Annotated in this window: 15 protein-coding genes; 7 read left to right on the forward strand and 8 right to left on the reverse strand. The window is 35.4% G+C overall.

All coding sequences use genetic code 11. The features are described from left to right. Positions 1 to 17 precede the first annotated feature (17 nt). The 4 genes from HF876_RS05925 to HF876_RS05940 all read right to left on the reverse strand — a co-directional run bounded on the left by HF876_RS05925 (position 18) and on the right by HF876_RS05940 (position 3,344). Positions 18 to 1,517, reverse strand: coding sequence for a serine hydrolase domain-containing protein (locus HF876_RS05925; protein ID WP_240949674.1), 1,500 nt, complete (start codon positions 1,515 to 1,517; stop codon positions 18 to 20). 27 nt (positions 1,518 to 1,544) lie between these two features. Then, on the reverse strand, positions 1,545 to 1,709 hold the full coding sequence (locus tag HF876_RS05930) for a hypothetical protein (protein WP_169359149.1): 165 nt from the start codon (positions 1,707 to 1,709) through the stop codon (positions 1,545 to 1,547). A 94-nt stretch (positions 1,710 to 1,803) separates the two neighbouring features. Beyond that, on the reverse strand, positions 1,804 to 2,670 hold the full coding sequence (locus tag HF876_RS05935) for an SDR family oxidoreductase (RefSeq protein ID WP_169359150.1): 867 nt from the start codon (positions 2,668 to 2,670) through the stop codon (positions 1,804 to 1,806). Between the two features lie 164 nt (positions 2,671 to 2,834). Then, positions 2,835 to 3,344 carry a DUF6944 family repetitive protein gene (locus HF876_RS05940; protein ID WP_169359151.1) on the reverse strand — a complete coding sequence of 170 codons (510 nt, stop codon included), beginning with the start codon at positions 3,342 to 3,344 and terminating at the stop codon, positions 2,835 to 2,837. Between the two features lie 259 nt (positions 3,345 to 3,603). Between HF876_RS05940 and HF876_RS05945 the strand changes: the two genes are divergently transcribed. The 6 genes from HF876_RS05945 (at position 3,604) to HF876_RS05970 (ending at position 9,740) form a co-directional block, all read left to right on the forward strand. Next, entirely contained in the window at positions 3,604 to 4,284 is a 681-nt protein-coding gene (locus tag HF876_RS05945) for a response regulator transcription factor (protein WP_169359152.1), read from the forward strand. An 11-nt stretch (positions 4,285 to 4,295) separates the two neighbouring features. Beyond that, positions 4,296 to 6,026, forward strand: a complete 1,731-nt coding sequence (locus HF876_RS05950) for a sensor histidine kinase (protein ID WP_298467449.1) — start codon at positions 4,296 to 4,298, stop codon at positions 6,024 to 6,026. Next, complete coding sequence (locus tag HF876_RS05955; RefSeq protein WP_169359154.1) at positions 6,019 to 6,531, forward strand: hypothetical protein; 513 nt, start codon at positions 6,019 to 6,021, stop codon at positions 6,529 to 6,531. Before HF876_RS05950 ends, HF876_RS05955 begins: the two co-directional genes overlap by 8 nt. Before the next feature lie 123 nt (positions 6,532 to 6,654). Further along, the gene (locus HF876_RS05960; RefSeq protein WP_169359155.1) at positions 6,655 to 7,887 is read left to right on the forward strand and encodes a transglycosylase SLT domain-containing protein; all 1,233 of its coding nucleotides are present in this window, start codon (positions 6,655 to 6,657) and stop codon (positions 7,885 to 7,887) included. A 179-nt stretch (positions 7,888 to 8,066) separates the two neighbouring features. After that, complete coding sequence (locus tag HF876_RS05965) at positions 8,067 to 8,642, forward strand: lipoprotein BA_5634 family protein (protein WP_169359156.1); 576 nt, start codon at positions 8,067 to 8,069, stop codon at positions 8,640 to 8,642. A 225-nt stretch (positions 8,643 to 8,867) separates the two neighbouring features. Continuing rightward, the gene (locus HF876_RS05970) at positions 8,868 to 9,740 is read left to right on the forward strand and encodes a DMT family transporter (RefSeq protein WP_169359157.1); all 873 of its coding nucleotides are present in this window, start codon (positions 8,868 to 8,870) and stop codon (positions 9,738 to 9,740) included. Between the two features lie 440 nt (positions 9,741 to 10,180). Here HF876_RS05970 and HF876_RS05975 read toward each other — a convergent pair whose 3' ends face one another. Both HF876_RS05975 and HF876_RS05980 read right to left on the reverse strand, forming a co-directional pair. After that, the gene (locus HF876_RS05975) at positions 10,181 to 10,591 is read right to left on the reverse strand and encodes a hypothetical protein (RefSeq protein ID WP_169359158.1); all 411 of its coding nucleotides are present in this window, start codon (positions 10,589 to 10,591) and stop codon (positions 10,181 to 10,183) included. A 1,469-nt stretch (positions 10,592 to 12,060) separates the two neighbouring features. Then, positions 12,061 to 12,546, reverse strand: coding sequence for a tetratricopeptide repeat protein (locus tag HF876_RS05980; protein ID WP_169359159.1), 486 nt, complete (start codon positions 12,544 to 12,546; stop codon positions 12,061 to 12,063). 300 nt (positions 12,547 to 12,846) lie between these two features. Here HF876_RS05980 and HF876_RS05985 point away from each other — a divergent pair, with 300 nt between their 5' ends. Beyond that, positions 12,847 to 13,569 (forward strand): MerR family transcriptional regulator, encoded by a 723-nt coding sequence (locus tag HF876_RS05985; protein ID WP_169359160.1) that lies wholly within the window; start codon positions 12,847 to 12,849, stop codon positions 13,567 to 13,569. Here HF876_RS05985 and HF876_RS05990 read toward each other — a convergent pair. Both HF876_RS05990 and HF876_RS05995 read right to left on the reverse strand, forming a co-directional pair. Next, on the reverse strand, positions 13,561 to 15,582 hold the full coding sequence (locus tag HF876_RS05990) for a HelD family protein (protein ID WP_169359161.1): 2,022 nt from the start codon (positions 15,580 to 15,582) through the stop codon (positions 13,561 to 13,563). The two genes, HF876_RS05985 and HF876_RS05990, sit on opposite strands and share 9 nt — an antisense overlap. Before the next feature lie 161 nt (positions 15,583 to 15,743). Next, positions 15,744 to 17,195, reverse strand: coding sequence for a carbon starvation CstA family protein (locus tag HF876_RS05995; protein ID WP_169359162.1), 1,452 nt, complete (start codon positions 17,193 to 17,195; stop codon positions 15,744 to 15,746). Positions 17,196 to 17,230: the final 35 nt, after the last annotated feature.

Consider the following 17,230-nt stretch of genomic DNA (forward strand, 5'->3'; position numbering starts at 1 on the left):
AATGGCATACAAAACGCTCAGAGTAATTCTGAGCGTTTTTTCGTATAATTCTTATCCTTGAATGATATTCGATAATAGATTCTTAAAACGGTAAGAACCACACCAATCATGAAAACTATAGCTAGTAAGAACAGCGCAGCTGGAAAAAGACCAAATACATTCATTGTGGTCGAACTATTATTTTGTAACGTGGGAACAATAAAAAACAACCATCCGATTAATAATGATGGAACTATTTGAGGCATTAATCCAAGGACAAATCTCCAAGCGGTTTGTTTTTTCCGTTCCTTAGACCATCTTTTACTCCGCAGAATACCTCTAATTCCTAATAACAAATAGATCATTGTAATAACTCCAAGTGATAAATCAATGATTTTAGATACTGGAGCTTTTAGTTCAGGTTTTTGCCCCTCAGTCAATTGGATAATACCTGTACTTATCTCATAAGCGTGTTCAATTGTAGGAGTAAAGCTATTTAATAGAACTGCAACTGCATAACCACTATTCGGTATTATATCTTGTTGCGCTTGATAGGTTGTTTCCACCCCGCTATGTGAAATGCGTGCTGGCTTTACATTAGGTGAGCTTAATTCCCAACCAAGACCATATTTTTCACTTCCAAGTTGTGGAGAATAAGTTTCTTCTAATAATTCTTTTGAAAGTAATTGTTCTCCTTCTTCAGATTTACCCTCGTTTGTTTGCATAGAAAGCCATTTACCCATATCAGATGCTGTAGATATAATACTTCCAGCCCCCATATTCATCGCTTCTAGCTCTGACCAAGGCATTGCCTTTCCATATACGGTTACATATCCTCTAGGTAGACCAACTACTAAGTCTCTCGAATTAACATTAGCAAGTGAATCGTCCATTCCAAGCGGAGAGAATAACTTTTGATTAAGATATTCAGAGAATTCCTGTTCACTAATTTTTTCTACTAAAAGTGCTATGATCCAGTAATTTGCGTTACTATAGTAATATTTCTCTCCTGGGTTTGCTTGAAGCCTCCAATCACTTAAACGTTCTACTCCCGCTTTTAAATTATTCGCTGGTGGAACAATGATCGGATTTGGTATACCTGATGTATGACTCAAAAGTTGACGAATCGTAACTTCCTTCCAGCGTGAATCATCAAGTGTGACCTCTGGCAAATACTTAATTACTCGATCATCGAGTTGTACTTTACCTTCCTCAACAAGCTGTAAAACAGCAAATGCAGAAAATGATTTAGATGCGGAACCAATTCTCATTAACGATTTTTCCGTTATAGGATTCCCTTCAGAATCGTGACCATATCCTTTTTCATATATTAACTGACCGTTTTTTACAACTACTATGGAAGCACCAGGTAGTCCATGGAGCTTTATATAGCTAGTGACAAACTTATCAATGTCTTCAATTTTAAAGGTGTGATTAGCGTATACTTCACCTAAAAACGGAAAGGGTAACTTAGCTAATAGGATAAATATTAATAGAAGAACCAAGCCTAGTTTCTTCGTATCAATAGATTTTTTCAATACTTTTCCTCCTGTATTTTTCTTATTTTACAGAAATATTCCATCTATTAACTCATCATACCGTAATAGTGTTAACTGGTAATCAGGCTTGAGGCTAAAATTGTCTAAGTCTGCAGTCTTATCTAGTCTTTTGTTTAATACTACTAGAGGAGAGGAGGTGAGGGGGGAAGCATACTGATTTAAAATCTCCATATTCAGCACATCCCATTGCTTATTTATGTAAAATCTAAAAACAGGTTCCTCATCTTAAGAAAGAGGAACCTGTTTTAGGATGATATACAACGTATTACAAAGGAGTACCGCCGTTAATATGAAGTACTTGTCCAGTTATATAAGACGAATCTTCAGATGCTAAGTATACATAGCCTGAAGCCAACTCACTTGGATGACCTGGACGTTTCATAGGTGTCTGACTGCCGAAACCATCCACCTCATCAGCAGCAAAGGAGGCAGGAATAAGCGGTGTCCATATTGGTCCTGGAGCTACAGCATTTACTCTGATTCCTTGTTCGACAAGGGAACCTGCTAGTGAACGAGTAAACGTTAAAATAGCACCCTTTGTAGCGGAATAATCAATCAAATTAGGTGCACCTTGGAATGCAGTTATAGAAGTAGTGTTAATAATCGTACTTCCTTCTTTTAAATGATCAAGCGCAGCTTTAGTCAAATGGAACATACTAAAGACGTTTGTACGGAAGGTTTTTTCCATTTGTTCAGCTGTTATATCTTTCAGAGATGTTTGGGTATGCTGTTCACCAGCGTTATTAACTAGTATATCAAGCTTTCCAAATTCGCCGATTACTTTACTTATAATTTCCTGACAAACAGATTCCTCACCAATATCTCCAGGTAATAGTAAACATTTTTTTCCTTCGTTCTCTACAATTTTTTTGGTTTCTTCCGCATCCTCATGCTCATCTAAGTAGGAGATTGCTACATCTGCACCCTCTTTAGCATAAGCTACTGCTACTGCTCGTCCAATACCACTATCTCCACCAGTGATTAAAGCAATTTTTCCGGCTAGTCTTTGAGATTTACCAGCAAGGTTTTGAGAGAAGTCAGGTCTTGGTTCCATTTCTGCTTCAATTCCTGGTTGACGTTTCTGTTCTTGTGCTGGAATTTTTTCATTTTTTCGGTTTTCCACTAGAATCATTCCCTTCTTGAAAGCTAATTGTAATTTTCCATTATAATGATTAATTACCCATAGCAATAATGACCAAACATAAAAGAGAATATACGACTGGAGAAAAGGTTTAAGTAAAAGGGAAGGAAGATCATCGAAAATGCTTTGTATAAAGGATACAATTACTAGTTTCCTTACCCCTCCACAAAAATAGCAGATAGAACAGCTCCAACTGCTTGTATCCAGCTACCAACCGTATTGATTTCCTGATTTTTTTGGCTATTAGGGGGATATCTGACTGACAATGCTTGATAAGAGGCTCCAATGACCTGAATAACATCACCTATATTATTTAAAGCATTTTGTATAGATTGGTTTCCTGTAAAATCAATCGTTAATACTCCACCAACTGCCTCGATCAGATCACCTTGCGAACTCAATACCGAGCTAACGTTTTCATTTTCAATGAATTCCCCTTGTAGGGAAACCAAGTTCCCGATTGCTTCAAGCTGACTACCTAATTTATATAGATAATCCTGATTTTCTGGAATAAGACCACTTCCGACAGCTTGTAATGCTAGACCAATGATATTTAAATCTCTTAGCATAGCATCTGATAAAACTTGTGAAGGTGTGCTTCCTATAGCAGAAATTACTGTTCCGATTGCTTCAATCCAAGCACTTATTTGTGATTCAGTCCACATTTTTAATCATTCCAATAACTGTTATTCCGATCCTTTATTAGTATATGTCAGCATCTTTGAGGGAGTTAGACAGTTATTATTATGGAAAACAGACCTTGTGCTAAGGAACTACAAATATAGGAAAATAGGAAGATTTTAACTACTATTATATAATTCTTTTCAAAAATAATATAAAATACACACAAAGTACACATAAGGCCTTTATAGTGAGCCTTAGGGGTGATGACTAAGATTGAGGGAGAAATGGGTGTCTTAAACTATGAAACTAAAGGTATTGTTGATTGAGGATGACATGTTGATGAGGGAATTTATAACAGACTATTTCAAAAGGGATAATTGGGAAATTTATGAAGCAGATGACGGAAAAGCAGGGATTGAATGTTTAAATCAAACAAACTTTGACTTAGTTATTTTAGATATCATGTTGCCTAAAATGGATGGATGGTCTGTATGCAAGTACATTCGTGAAAAATCGGAGGTACCTATCATAATTATTACCGCAAAATCAGAAGACGATGATCAAATCTTGGGATTTGAGCTAGGTGCAGATGAGTATGTTACTAAGCCTCTAAGTCCAAGGGTATTGGTAGCCCGTGCCAATGCATTGATAAAAAGAAGGGAAGGTATTGTCGTACAGGATGGAGAGACGGAGATTTACGGGAATATACGTATTAATCGATCGGCACATACCGTTTCGGTTGCTCACGAAAAGATACTTCTCTCACCAAAAGAGTATGATTTGTTCATCTTTCTTATCAAGCATTATGGCAAGGTATTACACCGAGAATATATTTTAAACGCTGTATGGGGGTATGACTATATGGGAGATTTACGCACCGTAGATACACATATAAAAAAGTTAAGAGCGAAGCTTGGAGTAGAAGGGAAATATATTTATACCGTTATACGATCTGGCTATAAATTTGAAGTGGAATCATGAGAAGAAATAGTGTGGTTTTTAAACTGTTTATTGTAACGACTACTCTTATTTTAATTGTTTTTTCTTTTATCATGCTAGCTGAAGTGTTCTTTTTCGAAAAGTTCTACCATTCGTCAAAGGTACAAACATTAGAAGAGAATATGATTTATTTAAAAGATCAAATCAATAAAGAGGAACTAAATGAACAACAAATAAACGAGCAAATTGCTTCCTTAATGAATCAAAAAGATGCAACAATTTCTATACTAAATGAATACTTTAACCACATCCCAATAGAACCATATTATATCGAGCTAAACGTTGACCAAACCTTGATCTCTATTCGAATTCCCAATGAGGGGATGGAGGTGGGATCACTTCCACAAGAACTCGAGATTGGCAATACATTAGTTATAGATGGAATTTTCATAGATGAAAAAAATAAAATTTTACAGCCAGTTGAGATTAACCCTCCTCAATTTAGGGACGTCCAAATGGGACTGTCAAGAGTGCATGGAAAGGTAACTGATTTTCTACTACCAGAACAAAGGTCATACAACCCTCTCTATCAAGACACTCTCATCGATGAAGTCTTAAATGATTGGATACCTAATTCTCGAGAATTATCACTTTTGAAAGATGGATCTGTCGTACAAAGACAATGGCAGGACAAATGGAGTGGAGTAAATTACATTGTCTTAACATCCGCACTAGAGGATCAGGACAGGTATTTAATGGTTATGGCTTCTTTACAGCCTGTTGGAGAGGCCGTCGAGGTACTTCAACAATACTTTATCTTAATAGCTCCTATTGTTATTGCTCTGGTTATTATCCTGTCTATGATTTACTCTAGGATTGTTTCAAGACCGATAAGAATGTTAAGCCGTTCTGCAACGCGCTTAGCTAAACTCGACTTTTCTGAGCAAATAGAAATCCGTTCCAAGGATGAATTTGGTGGGCTTGCGCGAGACATGAATTCCTTATCGAATAATTTACAAGCAGCTTTAAATGATTTAACACTTGCAAATGGGAAACTACAAGGGGAAATAAAAGAGAAACAGCAGGCTGAGAAACTTCGCAAACAGTTAATTGCAAACCTCTCTCATGAGCTGAAAACCCCTCTTGGAATTATAAAAGGCTTCGCTGAAGGCTTGCAGGATAATATAGCTAAAGAAAAAAGCGAACGGTATCTATCTCTGATCGTTAGTGAAACAGATCGGATGAATGCCTTAATTTTAGATATGCTAGAGCTTTCGAAATATGAGGCAAAGGCTATCCGCTTACAGATGGAAAACTTCTCTTTAACCGATTTAATAGAGAATGTAGCTGAATCTTTTTCTCAGCAGTTGGAGAGCAAGCGATTATTACTCAGCTATGACTTTGAAGCTGATCAAATATTAGTTAAAGCAGATTACAGAAGAATTGAACAGGTTATCTTGAATCTTTTGAGCAATGCAATTCGGCATGCTTCCGAGAATACTATAATAACCGTTAGTATTACTCGAACAGAGGTGAGTAAAGTGACAGTAATAATAGAAAATGTTGGCTCATTCATCGCGGAGGAAGAGCTAAGCAATATTTGGGAACAATTCTACCGTATTGAAAACTCACGAAACCGCAAATCCGGTGGTACCGGTTTGGGGCTAGCCATAGTGAAACATATACTCGAGCTTCATCAAAGTGAATATCGAGGGATGAATACAAATCAAGGAGTAGCATTTTCTTTTACATTAAATGAGGATAGGGGAGAACAAGATGAATAAATCTATTTACATTATAGCTATAACGGTACTTTTCTTTACCAGCGGCTGTGGAACACAAATAAATTCTACTACATCTGACAAGTCGGAAGATAGTCAAAATGAATCAACAGCAGCAAAAGGAACATCGGATAACGAAAATGAAACTAAAACTGAAGACAATCAACTGAAAGAAGTGACGGACGAGGAGATTTTAATTGTTATTGACCAAACAGCTAAACCAATTGAAGGGAATAGCTTTGACTTTGTCATAAAAGAAGTACCAGAGGGATTCTCCTTAACAGAAATGCAGTGGATTTCAAATAAAAGTCAAGTTATTAATACTGTTCAAGAAGCCATTGAACATGGAGCTAGCGGAGAAGAAGGGTTCTATATTAGTGGAAACGGCGAGTATTCCGGGTTCTTCTATTCTGATGCTATGAAAGGCGAGGAAGGTCAGGTTAAATTTATTTTCAAGGATGACCAGGGAAATGAGTTAACTTGGGAAAAAACTCTAACTTTATATTAATATCTGTATCTGATTATCTTTTTTTCTAAATCCACCTTTTGTAATTAATAAAGCTCATCTTTAATATTTTATGGTAAAATATACTAATAAATATAAAATATTCAATGAATGGAGTATTTATTAATGAAAATATCTAGAATCATTGCGGGCCATATAACTTGTTTGGTACTACTAGTTGGAATATATGATACAGCTTCAGCCGAGCCGACATGGGAAGCTAAATGTTCTTCATATGGAGATTTTAAGCAAAATCAAAATCCATCATATCAACATATGAATTGCCTACTTACAAATGCAGCTTTAGATGCTAATATTCCTCCGGAGGTTGTGAAAGCTGTGGCGTCCAAAGAAAATGGTGGATGGAAACAATTTAATGAAAATGGACAACCAATCGTTTCAACGGACCAAGGGATAGGTATTATGCAGATAACTAATCAGGCAGCTTATGACCAAGAACGATTAAAATACCATGTCACCTACAATATTCAGGCTGGTGTGGAAATCCTTAAGAGTATGTATCAACGTAATGATCTACCGAAAATAAAAGGAGCAGGACCAGAAATTATCGAGAGCTGGTATTTTCCAGTCATGGCTTATAACGGTATAAAACCAGCTAATAGCCCTGTTTATAAATCCAATGGTTTAAATAATACCGAGGCATATCAGGAGAAGGTCTTTTCTTTTATCGAAAAGGACAGTTACTTGAACAATTCTAAATTAGTAAAGCTAGACTTCCGTTCAGAGGACTTTGAATATGATACTAGCAGCACCGAAAACATAGTTTTTAAGAAGAAAGAGTACACATTTACGAGTCCTATGCATGCTTCCTCGTATCATTTCCAAAAAGGAGACAAGGTTAGTGTAGCTCAAGACAATGTAAGGCTAAGATCGCAACCCAGCACTTCATCTGCTTCAACTACTTTAGGTAAGAATACGACCTTAATTATTGAAGGAACATTTTTATATGACCAGTCACTAACGAGCATAAATCAATTTGTATGGTATCCAGTTAGAACAGAAGACAAAAAACATGTTGGTTTTATATCCTCTGCTTACATTAACAAAAAAACGAATACTCAACCTGTTAAAAAGGTAATGTGGGGGAAAACTGAACTTAAACTAGGACAAATAGGTAAAGTTACTATCCTATCGAATACAAACCTAGTAAAAATGGATAGCAACGGTTCATTGACGACTGTCCGTACGCTTAAAAAAGGCGAAGAATACCGCGTATATAATTACAAGAGCAACAATGGCGGATTATATGGCGTAGGCGGGGGGAGCTACATCCAGAAGTCCTCCAATATAAAATACGAAACGCCATCTAAAAGCAAGCTAGCGTTACTGGGACAATAAAAAGTATTCATTTTAAACCATTCTACGACTTGAAGTAGAATGGTTCTTTTTTGTTTAATTGGAAATCCAAGGTTGCAATAATGTAATGTGAACGTCATCTAAAGCGAAGGCTCTTTGTAAAAATCTCCCCTATAATAGGGTTATAGCAAGGAAGATTAAAAAACAAAGGGGCTAAAAAAATGAAAAAGTTACTAACTATATTTATTACTACCGTTATAGCATCAACCGTATTAACAGGGTGCAATCTTTTTGCAAAAGCTAATGGGGTCATTCTGTATGGCGAACAACAAGATATTATAGATTCTGTAGAGCGTGATAAAAAAGAAATAATCGAAGAAGAACAGTTCACTATTAAAATGATAGAGCAAGGTCCACAAAAGGTAATGGTTCTAACGGAAGAAACAGCAAAAGAACTTGTAAGCAAACAGTTAATACGTGAAATAACTAACCAAGAAAAAGGAAAAACAAAAGTAGCTAAGTCTCTTTCGAAAGTTTCAGAAGGTGAGGGATTACTTTTCGCAAAGCAAAAGGTGGAAAAACTGGATGCGATGGAAAACGTAAAATATGAAGGTAATTTAGTCATTGGTGAAGGAAGAGCATACACAGATATGTTTCTAATCGTCACTAATACAGATTATGATACAATAGAAGGTACGGAAAAAACGATGGCTGTTCTCCAATATGATAAAGATCCGAGTGCTGATGGATTGAAATATGATGTAGAAAAAACTCAGCTAGTTAGAATAGAAAACTAATACAGTAAGGACTGTCTATTATAGGCAGTCCTATTTTATTTTCTAAGATTTTGAGAATCTACGCTTATTGTAATTACTTAGAGATAGTTTATAACAAAATATAAAAAAATTTTTTATTGTCTAGTTGATATTGTGAAAAAGTAATAATATGATTCTTATATTGATTAAATTGAAAAAAAGATTATATTAAAATGTTCTTGCTATGTATTAGAGAGAAGGTTCAGCATGAAGAAGTATAAAGGTGAATTATTAATGATTATTACCGCTGTTATGTGGGGGAGCGGTTTTGTTGGAATGTCAGTAGGCTTAGAACATTGGAGTGTAATGCAATTAATGGCGCTCCGTTTTACATTAGCAACAGTTCTATTAGCCATAATTTTCTCTAAAAAACTAAAACTAATTTCTAAAAATGTTTTCTGGAAAGGTTCTATATTAGGTGCTATTTTATTTATTGCGTTTTCATTACAAACACTAGGGCTTGAGTATACAACTCCATCAAAAAATGCCTTTTTAACAGCTATTAATGTGATCATTGTACCTATTATTGCTTACATCATTTATAAACGTCGATTTGACCACTTTGAGATTTTTGCAGCTATCATTGCGATTGTAGGTATTGGATTTTTATCTCTACAAGATTCATTTACGATTAATTTCGGAGATATGTTATCCATTCTGTGTGCATTCGCGTTTGCATTTGATATTTTTTATACGAATATATTTGTAAAAAAAGAAGATGCACTAGCATTAACAATTGTCCAATTCTTCGTAGCTTCGATTTTTAGTTGGATTGGTGTTCTTATACTTGGAGAAATTCCTACTTCTGCAAGTGTGGAGGGCACTTTAACAATAATATATCTAGCTGTTTTTTGTACTTTAATTGCTTATGTATGTCAAAATATTGGAATGCAGTATGCAAATCCAACAAAATCTGCGTTAATTCTGTCGACAGAGTCCTTATTTGGAACATTTTTCTCGGTATTATTATTAGGTGAAATTTTAACAGGGAGAATGATTTTTGGAAGCTGCCTGATATTTACCGCTATTATTATCGCGGAAGTGAAACCATCCTTTAAAAAGTCTATAATAAACGCTTAACAACGAAACTGGGCTTACATATTATTTGGAGTCTGGTTTTTTGTTTCTATGGTGTAAAAGCCTAATTATAAACAAGTCTGATTTTTACCCAAAAGATCTACAATTTTTTGATAAAGGAAGTAATCAAGTCGTTGAAATGCTTAATTTCATCACTCATTTCAACCCAACACGTTCAAAGAGTAACGTTTTATATATTTTAGTATATTAATTGAACAGGGAATACGTAATCGAAAAAATAGTTTGAACGGAAGGCATAAGGTGTTCTGTGCAAAATCGGCTGTTTAAGTAACAATTCCGATGAGAGTAAGCTAGATACCCTAGTTAAGCGTTAGGGAGCAGGAAGGGGTATTGCTAAGTGAATCAAGAACTATATCGGAACATTGCCGGAATAATAAATCCATAAAAGAAGGGGCTCGGATTTCCGAACTCCTTCTTTTATTCTATCTGGTACCCAAGTATACGTACTCCAGTTGATTATCCTTGCCGTAATGGAACACGACTAGGCTGTTGCTGTCGTGTTGCGGGTTGTACATGTAATAGCCTATCTCGGTCATTTCATCGTCTTTGTTAAAGAAACCGATGTGTTTTGATTGTTTAGCCAGTTCGACTTCGAACGGTAGATTGTTCTCCGGCTCTTTGAGGTATAGCGCATTGTCTTTCACTTCGAACTCGACTGGGAACTCGGCTTTTAACGTCTCAAAATCCTCAGCTGCAAGTAGATCCATGAAACGTCTCGAAGTTCTGTCGGTTTCCTGTAGGAACGAGCTGTAATCACTCATGATGTCCTTTAACTCTTGGTTCTCTTTTTGTAGTGCCTCGATTTCCTTCTTGTAGTCTGTACCTGCGCCCATATTGTCTTTCTCGTCCGAGCAACCGGCTAAAATAATAGAAACGAGTGCTACTGTAGTTTTTTCAAATATTCAATCCTCCTTTTGTGTCAACACCTGAAATTGTATATTACCATTATTAGGAAAAAGCATTTTATTTTATTGAAAACTGGCTTTTGGATTAAAAATATACAAAGAAGAATTTGACTTCCTTCTTTGGTGAATTATCATGGGAACTTTTTACAATTCTTTATGAATGAAAATCTGTTGAAATGATTAAAAATTGAAAGACTAGAGGATACGTTTGCAAATTATAGAGATAATCTTACTATATTAGTAACAAAGGTAACAGATGAAGTTCCAGTAGCTCTAATAAGCTATTTAGCAAGTGAATTCAATTGTGTACTGTAAGTATTGCTTTAATGACTAATCAATTAGTTATTTGTAGAGGAGAAGAAAGATCTGCGATTAGAATGACTTTTTAAGTGAAGTGATCGCAAATTAAACAGCAAAACTATATTTAATCATTTAAATTAACACCACTAAAAAGGGATATAATAGTATTTTTAACATAAAAAACTGAATTAATATTTGAAAAAGGAGTGTCTGGATATTATTGTCCGAAGTGACGGTAGATTCTTGTTCATGTACATATTCGGGAAGGTAAGTGATTGGTTATTGCTATTACTATAAATATTTTAGTTTACATAATATAAATTATACGAAGTTACGTTTCATTACATAAGTATACTTGAAACAGTGAGATATTTGAGAAAAACGTGTTTTTTTTGGTTTGTTTATAAAATTTCATTAGATTTATTGGCAGCATTAAAATTTATATTTTTTCTTTTTAATATTTGTTTGCAATTCTTAGCCTTGTTTTCGATTTTAATTCCTTGTTATATATTCCTTCTTTTAATAGTTCAATTTATCTTACAATGTTCCGTTATAATTTTTCACCATCCAGATCAACAAATATTCTTTCTCTTTATATTTGTATCACAGAAAAAAATATTGCCTTCTGAAGTTTTCAACATCTTCCTCTTAAATGGAAAATGTTATATGTGTATTCCACGAGTTAATGTATTCCTTTGTCGAATATCCATGTCAGCTAGTCGGATAGTTATACTGGTAATTAGTAAGCAAACTTTTTCTATTAGAACACTATAATAAACTCATTTCGCCTATGCTCCCTCTTCGTAGACAGTAGACACCTATTGTTCTAAAGGGATTTAGTAGCAAAGTTATTCCCTATTATAAGCGTTATAGATTTACGAAATAAGCCAATACGAGCTTTTTTTAGCACCATTCTTCATCCAAAACTTCCATTAAACATAAATAGAACATTTGTTTCCATCCCGTAAAATTCATCATTTTGGATAAAAAACGCCTGCTATCTTCCAACAGATTTTTCGTTTTTATATAATAGCTTGATAAAACATACTTATAAAGTCCCTTAATAATTCCAATTACTTCTTCATCGAAATATTTGTTCATTTCCAAGTCTGATCTAACTTGTTTGAATAAAATTCAATCGCCTTTTTATAGCTTTGAATATCTTCATCATTCGACGTCTCCATTATATTTTTCAGTAAAAGTTCCATTGCTTGCTGATGGCTCTCTAAGTTGTAAAGAGTCATGGCTAAAAAAACTTGCATCGCTCTATTAGTTGGAAATTGTTTTAGCCCCTGCTCCAAGGTTTTTTGGGACTTATCATACTCTCCCAGAGTTCTATAGGTGCTTCCAAGGCCTATAAATGCCCCTTCCTGGTCTTTTTCAGGTAAACCTAGGCTAATTGCTGTCTCATAAAACGGAACGGCCTGTGACTCGTCTCCTAGTGTGTCAAAGCTCCAGGCACATTGGTAGTTAATATAAGCATCTTGAGGAAATTCTTTGACCAATTGAAGAAAAATACGGTTCGATTCTAATAATTGGCCCTCTTTTCTTAAATGTAATGCTTGTTCTATCATTTTTTCCATCGTAACTCACCTTCCACTTTTAAAGGTACTAACCTTTATATAAAGAATACAATAGCTTGGCAATTTCAGACAATAGGTTACTTGCTACTTGCTCAGTCTCTAGCTACTAGCTATCTAGAGAATCTGCTCTTATACGTTACTAATGCTGCTCCGTTAAAAGCCTTTTTAAATCGTACTGTTCTTTATCCATAAATCTATAAAAATGTACGCATCTTTCCTATACTGTATTAAAATTATTATGTTACGTTTAATGTGGATGTACAAACTTATACTACCTAAAGATAGAAAGGGCGATCTTATATGAGAACAAGTGAGATTGCTAAAAAAGCGCAAATTCATCCAAATACCGTTCGTCTTTACGAGGAGTGGAAGTTTATCTCTCCCGTTCCTAGAAAAGAAAATGGCTACCGGGAATATAGTGAGGTTCATTTACAACAACTATATATTGCTCGGCTTGCCTTTAAACAAGAGTTTATCCAAAATAATTTACGTAAGAAGGCTACCGAAATTGTTTTACTTAGCGGAAAGGAATTGTTTCATAAAAGTTTGCTGTCTGCCAAAGCCTATCTAAGCTTCTTATATTCGGAATACGACTATATGACGAAGGCTATTCAGTCGGTGGATAAATTGCTTCATGAGGAAACAACAAATTTGCCTATTTTCACACATAAAGAGGCTTGCAAAAAACTGCAATTAACAGAGGAAACGGTTCGAAACTGGGAGCGGAACGGTTTATTTGCAGTTTCTCGAAATGCACAAAATCGTCGTCAGTATGCGGCTTCAGATATGCAAAAGCTGTTGATCATTCGTACATTACGTAGCGCCCATTTCTCTATCGCAAGTATCTTTCACTTTTTTGAAGAAATTGAATCGGTAAACCATGTAACGAATATTCAATCCCTTTTGAGCTCTGCTAAATTTAAAGATGAATTTTACCATGTAACCGATGAACTGGAGGTAAACCTAAAAAAAGCAATGAATAACATTAAGTTAATCATTGCGATTTTAGAAAAGCTACAATAATGGAGATTTGTTGTTTGCATCAATGAACATTGTTAATTGGTGCATTGCTCTTGTAGTGGCTATATAAAGTAAGCCTTGGTCATATGACGTATGGTAGTTAAACTCATCTACAAAGGGAACCAAAACTGCATCAAATTCTAAGCCCTTTGCATACTGGATAGTTGTGACAAGAAGGCCAGCTTCAAATTTTTCTGTTTGTCCATCTAAAATATGAAATGGAACGGTTAAGCTGCTTGTTAGCCTATTTAAATCGTTTTCTGTCTTGCAAATAATAGCTGTCGTCTTATATTCATTTTGAATCATTTGATGAATTATCTCTATCATCTCATCAAAAGTTTCATAAATGATTTCTCCTGGTTCTTCCCCATGGCGAGCAATTGGATGAATATCACCGGTTCGCATAAATTTCTTTGCGTACATGGCTATTTCATATGAGGATCGATAAGTTGTCGTCAATTCCACGTATTCTATATTAGAGAATATTTTCTCAAAGGATTGCTTAGAAATAGTTTCATATGGCAGTAATGCTTGGCTGAAGTCACCTATTATAGTCCGCTTACAGTTAAACACTTTCGATAGAACTGCATATTGAATTGGCGTATAATCTTGCATTTCATCGAGCACAAAATGCTGTACCAACTCGAAGGTTTTAATGCCTTTAAAATATAACTGAACGTATAGATACGGATATACGTCATTGAATTCAAACGTCTTTTTTGAGTACTTAAATAAATCTTCTCCTAGTTCCTCTATGAAATGACGATAGATATCTAATGGAGTCGTGTATAACAATCGTTTTTTTAATCTCTTCACAATCTCATTCTTACTTGGGTATGTCCCTTCCCCGTTTCGTTTAGCTTTTAATACCTGAAGAATATCATCAGCCAGCAGCTCTAAACGAGTAGCGACCGGTTCTTTTCGATACTGAAAGAAACGTCCATTTAAATAATCAGCTGTATATTCTGTATCTGCAATCGATATGGATTCTTTCTTTAATAACTTTGTATCTAAGTCTCTTAAGAATGTGTTTAGTTGTTCCACAAATGAATAATTAGACTTTTTTTTCGCACGTGTAGCTAGCTCTCCAGAAGGGTCCATTATAATTGCTCGCGTTTCCTGCTCATAGGAAATTAACGTGACAGCCGGCGGCAATAAGCTTTCCGTCAGATCATCAATAGTAAAGGAACGAATAGGCTGCTCACCTAGCTCTGGCAATACGGATGAGATATAGTCCCCAAACACTTTGTTTGGAGACAGTATGAAAATTCGATCTGCACGTAGGGTATCTCTATATTTATAAAGGTAATAAGCTATACGGTGTAATGCAACTGCAGTTTTCCCTGACCCAGCAACCCCTTGTATAATGACGTTATAGGCTAATTCATTACGCACAATCTTGTTTTGCTCTTTTTGAATGGAAGTGACGATTGTTTTCATCTTCTCGCTAGCATGTTGATTGAGTGTTTGTTGTAGAACCTCATCTTGAATTGTCAATGAGCTTTCTACGACATATTTAATTTGTGAGTTTTCGATTTTGATTTGACGTTTGCCTATGAGTTCTCCTTCAAAACATCTTCCCATGGCTTCGTAGTAAGCTTTACCTAGCTCAAATTCATAATACATATTACAAATAGGGGCACGCCAGTCATAGATAAGCGAAGTACCTTCTTCATCTCTAAAACCAAATCGCCCAATGTAAAAGGTTTCCGCATCGTCCTGTTCTTCACCATTATAGACAAAATCAAATCGACCGAAATAAGGTGACTCAATCAGCTTTTTTATTTGTTCTCTTTCTAATACTTGTGCAAGCCCTTGTTTAACAATCATATTTAGCGTTTGTTGATAATCATACACTTCAAATTTATCGAGCTCATTTTTATACTCAATCGTATATTTTTGTAATTCTTTATAGTTTTGATCCTGATTATTTATATCTTCAGATAGACGTTGATAAGCTTCTTCAAGGTCAGCTTCAATCTTTTCAAAATATGTTATCTCTTTTTTATCCATCATTGTTTGCCCTCCCTTTAAACACCAAAGCCAATTCTAACAATTATTATTTCGCTGGGGTTATAATGGAGGGTTTGACACAAGAAAAGCGCAAGCGCCAGGTTCAGAATTTTATAATTTAAACCATAAAAAAAGACGGGCAGCGAACTACCCATCTCGGTTGTTTAAGGGGCTGGTACTACTTTTGTTTCTTCTAAATCAACTTGTAAGCCTTCTTTTTTATTTTTCTTCGCCTTCATAAAGAAGAGTATCGTAATAATGATTGTAAAGATTAATGCACCAATATGTGCTGTTCCGTAAGCTAATCCAAACCCGAGCTTTGCGTCATTTAATATATAGACTGCTATCATGTCGGTAATAAACAGTGCAGGAATTAAGCTGACATAGTAATTCTTCCCTTTTACCATTAGATACATCGTAGCAATCCATAAAGCTAGTGCAGAAGTTCCTTGGTTTGCAAAAGAAAAATATCTCCATAAAATATTGAAGTCTATTTTCGTTAATAGGAATGAAATCGCAAACAATGGTATCGCGATTGCCAGACGTTTAGCTACTTTTGCTTGATTAATATTTAAATAATCCGCAATAATTGAACGAGCTGCACGGAATGCTGTGTCACCAGATGTAATCGGTAGTACAATTACACCTAATACAGCGATTGTTCCACCAATTGCTCCTAGTAAGGTCATAGATACCTCTTTAACTACTAAAGAAGCGGTACCCTCATTGATTAATCCTTGTAATCCTTGCCCATCGAACATGCTCATTGCAGCAGCAGCCCAGATCATTGCGATAACTGCTTCGGTAATCATCATTCCGTAAAAAATGTATCGTCCCTGACTTTCATTTTGAGTAGTCCTCGAGATAATCGGGGATTGTGTTGCGTGAAAGCCAGATAAAGCTCCACAAGTAATCGTTAAGAATAGGATTGGGAATATAGGCAGCCCTGCTGGGTGCATATTCGTTAAAGTCAATTCAGGAATTGTATAATCAGAGAACATTAATGCTCCGCCAACTCCAAGTGTCCCGATTAATAAAACTGCACCAAAGATTGGGTAAAAGCGACCAATGATTTTGTCTATTGGTAAAATGGTAGATAAGAAATAATAAATAAAGATAGCTGCAATAATATAACCTAGTGCTATTCTATTATCCAGGAGTGCGCTAAATAAAGAAGCTGGTGTAGTAACAAACACAGTACCAACTAGTAATAGCAATAATAGAGCAAAAACGTTTACTAAGTGTTTGGAAAACTTACCTAGGAATTTCCCTGCAAGTTCGGGAATATGTGCTCCACGGTTCCGAATAGAAATCATGCCTGTTAAATAATCATGTACTGCTCCAGCAAAAATAGCTCCCACGACAATCCAGATAAAGGCGACAGGTCCATATAAAGCTCCCATAATTGGTCCGAAGATTGGCCCTGTCCCGGCTATATTTAATAATTGTATTAAAGCGTTCTTATTCTTGCTCATTGGTACATAATCTACCCCGTCTTGATTAGCATAGGCGGGTGTCATTCTGTCTTCTTTGGGACCAAATATCTTTTCAATAAACTTCCCGTACGTAAAATAAGCAATCACAAGAATTACAATTGAAATTAAAAATGTAAACATGTTTTTCCCCCTCTATATTTATTTTTTAATTTTAA

The sequence above is a fragment of the Psychrobacillus sp. BL-248-WT-3 genome, assembly GCF_012843435.1.
Classification (GTDB): domain Bacteria; phylum Bacillota; class Bacilli; order Bacillales_A; family Planococcaceae; genus Psychrobacillus.

Bases quoted from the DNA above. Each gene is read 5' to 3' on its own strand.
- HF876_RS05960 (WP_169359155.1), top strand. From the start codon at position 6,655: ATGAAAATATCTAGAATCATTGCGGGCCATATAACTTGTTTGGTACTA.
- HF876_RS05990 (WP_169359161.1), bottom strand. From the start codon at position 15,582: ATGATGGATAAAAAAGAGATAACATATTTTGAAAAGATTGAAGCTGAC.
- HF876_RS05965 (WP_169359156.1), top strand. From the start codon at position 8,067: ATGAAAAAGTTACTAACTATATTTATTACTACCGTTATAGCATCAACC.
- HF876_RS05955 (WP_169359154.1), top strand. From the start codon at position 6,019: ATGAATAAATCTATTTACATTATAGCTATAACGGTACTTTTCTTTACC.
- HF876_RS05985 (WP_169359160.1), top strand. From the start codon at position 12,847: ATGAGAACAAGTGAGATTGCTAAAAAAGCGCAAATTCATCCAAATACC.
- HF876_RS05995 (WP_169359162.1), bottom strand. From the start codon at position 17,195: ATGTTTACATTTTTAATTTCAATTGTAATTCTTGTGATTGCTTATTTT.
- HF876_RS05930 (WP_169359149.1), bottom strand. From the start codon at position 1,709: ATGGAGATTTTAAATCAGTATGCTTCCCCCCTCACCTCCTCTCCTCTA.
- HF876_RS05945 (WP_169359152.1), top strand. From the start codon at position 3,604: ATGAAACTAAAGGTATTGTTGATTGAGGATGACATGTTGATGAGGGAA.
- HF876_RS05975 (WP_169359158.1), bottom strand. From the start codon at position 10,591: ATGGGCGCAGGTACAGACTACAAGAAGGAAATCGAGGCACTACAAAAA.
- HF876_RS05970 (WP_169359157.1), top strand. From the start codon at position 8,868: ATGAAGAAGTATAAAGGTGAATTATTAATGATTATTACCGCTGTTATG.
- HF876_RS05940 (WP_169359151.1), bottom strand. From the start codon at position 3,344: ATGTGGACTGAATCACAAATAAGTGCTTGGATTGAAGCAATCGGAACA.
- HF876_RS05935 (WP_169359150.1), bottom strand. From the start codon at position 2,670: ATGATTCTAGTGGAAAACCGAAAAAATGAAAAAATTCCAGCACAAGAA.
- HF876_RS05980 (WP_169359159.1), bottom strand. From the start codon at position 12,546: ATGGAAAAAATGATAGAACAAGCATTACATTTAAGAAAAGAGGGCCAA.